Origin of the sequence: Candidatus Angelobacter sp., from assembly GCA_035607015.1 — a bacterium.
GTDB lineage: Bacteria > Verrucomicrobiota > Verrucomicrobiia > Limisphaerales > AV2 > AV2.
On the sequence record DATNDF010000171.1, the window covers coordinates 1 to 2375 of the forward strand.

The following is a 2375-nucleotide window of genomic DNA, read 5'->3' on the forward strand; positions in this document are numbered from 1 at the left end:
AACGCTTGGTTTGCTGTGGAAGTTCGGCGGACTTCCGCGGGCTCGTATGATGCCGCGAGAGTCGGGGGTGTTTATTGGAATCACAGCAGCGTTTTTTAAAATGCGACGCCGTGCCAACGATGTACCGGCCAGTCCGCCCACTCCCCTGACCGGCTTCACTGGAATCGGGGTCGTTCCAGAGCCGCCTGACATTCTGTTGGGTATTTTGGTTAGCGTCGCTTTGCTCGTGTTTCGCGTTCGCAGATTGGCCGAAGAACGCCAAAATGGACTCCTGCCCATGGGCAAGTAGCTTGCCGACCGTTTGACCACTAAAATAAGGGTTGCGGCTGCCTCCCGGTCTGGTATTTTGCTCGCCCTTTTGGCTTTGGCGGGAATTGTCCCGCCGGTGCGAAAGGGACGGAACGGCCTTAAAATCCAAGCCCTGGCCCGAATGGTCCGGGGCGGCCAGAACAACATCTAAATCAATCCTGTGTTCCGCGGGATGGTTCGTCGGCACGTTCCGACGGGCTACCAACCAATGGAAAATTGTGATAAGTATTGGCGTTAAGGAATTGTTGGAAGCGGGAGTCCACTTTGGACACCAGACCAAACGGTGGAACCCCAAGATGAAGAAATTCATCTTCGATGCCCGCAATGGGATCTACATCATCGACCTGAGCAAGACTCTCGCGCAGCTCGAAACAGCGTGCAGTTTCCTCCAGGAGACGGTCGGAAAAGGCGGACGTGTTCTCTTCGTCGGCACAAAAAAGCAGGCGCAACAGGCGGTGAAGGAAGCCGCCGAACAATGCGGCCAGTTTTATGTGACCGAACGCTGGCTCGGCGGGACGCTTACCAATTTGAAGACCATCAAGCGGTCCATCGGCCGGCTCAAACAGATTGAAAAGATGGATGCGGACGGATCCATCAATAATTATGTCAAGCAGGAGCAGTCCATGTTGCGTCGTGAGGCTGCGCGCCTGCACAAGAATCTGGATGGAATCCGCGCCATGGACAGTTATCCGTCTGCCATGTTTGTCGTGGACATCAAACGGGAGCACAATGCCGTCGCCGAGGCGCGCCGCCTGAAGATCCCCATGGTCGCCATTGTGGATACGAATTGTGATCCTGACCTCGTGGACTACCCGGTCGCCGGAAACGACGACGCCATCCGCTCAGTGCGCCTGATCCTGAGCGTCGTTGGCCAGGCGGTCACCCAGGCGCGCGCGGAGTACGAAGCCAAGTATGCACGCCGGAAAACAACGGAGGAAGTGGCACCGGCCGAAACGGCCGTTTCGCCAGCGCCAGAAGTGGCCGCGTCGACCGCGACCGTGGCGGCTGCTCCCGCTTGAAGGAGTTCCCGGCGGACAGTGTGGCATTCGTCCGATTTCCCGCTCGTGATTTCCAACTCCTAATCCCCAACAAATTTGTATGGCTGAAATAACCCCTGCACTGGTGGCGAGACTGCGCGAAATGACGGGAGCCGGTTTGATGGACTGCAAGAAAGCCCTGGTGGAAGCCGGCGGAGACCTCAATACGGCCGTGGACATCCTCCGCAAGAAGGGAGTGGCAAGCGCCGCCAGAAAAGCGGGACGCGAGGCAAAAGAGGGCGTCATCACCCAGTGCATTCTACCCGGATCGCGTGTGGGCGTACTGGTTGAAATCAACTGTGAAACCGATTTCGTGGCAAAAAACGACACGTTCAAGGGCTTCTGCGATGAAATCGCGCGCAAGCTCGGCAACGATCCGGGAGTCGATCTTGAACCGGACCGCGTTGCCGCGGTTGCGAAGATCGGAGAGAACGTCAGGGTCTCCCGGCACGAGCGATTCGAAGTTGGCGGCAGCGGCATGGTCGCGGCGTACATTCACACCGGTGCAAAAGTTGGGGTTCTGGTGGAGGTGGGCGCGGGCAACGAAAACACCGTGAGCACGGACGAGTTCAAACAGCTGGTGCGCGATATTACACTGCAGATTACCGCGGCCCAGCCCATCGCCGTCTCACGCGATCAGGTCGATCCGGCCATTATAGCGAAGGAAAAGGAGATCGCTGCGGAACAGGTCAAGGGCAAGCCGGCGCAGGCCATTGCGAGGATCGTCGAGGGCAAGATGGACAAATTCTTTCAGAGCCACTGCCTGCTCGACCAGGGTTTCGTGAAAAAGAATTCCGAGGTCACGGTCAGGGAGCACCTCGGCGGCGTCGCCAAGCAGTTGGGCGACGAGATTACCATCCGTCGCTTCATCCGCTTTCAGGTGGGCGAGACGATTGCGCCCTGACGGAGGCTTGTTAGCGTTGCGACCGGACGCCATGGAACCGCCGTCCGGTCTTTTTTATTCGTGGCGATGCGACGGAAAACAGGTCGAACGTCGCGCAGACCGCTAGATCAGGCGGCCGGTCCTGG

The 2375-nt window shown here is 58.2% G+C and carries 3 protein-coding genes; 2 read left to right on the forward strand and 1 reads right to left on the reverse strand.

Features of this window, described 5'->3' with window-relative positions:
- Positions 1–496, reverse strand: a 496-nt coding sequence (locus VN887_06940; GenBank protein ID HXT39743.1) for a hypothetical protein, incomplete at its 3' end; no start/stop codon positions are given.
- A 31-nt stretch (positions 497–527) separates the two neighbouring features.
- Here VN887_06940 and rpsB point away from each other — a divergent pair.
- Positions 528–1328 carry a 30S ribosomal protein S2 gene (gene rpsB / locus VN887_06945; protein HXT39744.1) on the forward strand — a complete coding sequence of 267 codons (801 nt, stop codon included), beginning with the start codon at positions 528–530 and terminating at the stop codon, positions 1326–1328.
- Positions 1329–1407: 79 nt separating this feature from the next.
- Complete coding sequence (gene tsf / locus VN887_06950) at positions 1408–2250, forward strand: translation elongation factor Ts (protein HXT39745.1); 843 nt, start codon at positions 1408–1410, stop codon at positions 2248–2250.
- The last annotated feature ends 125 nt before the right edge of the window (positions 2251–2375 follow it).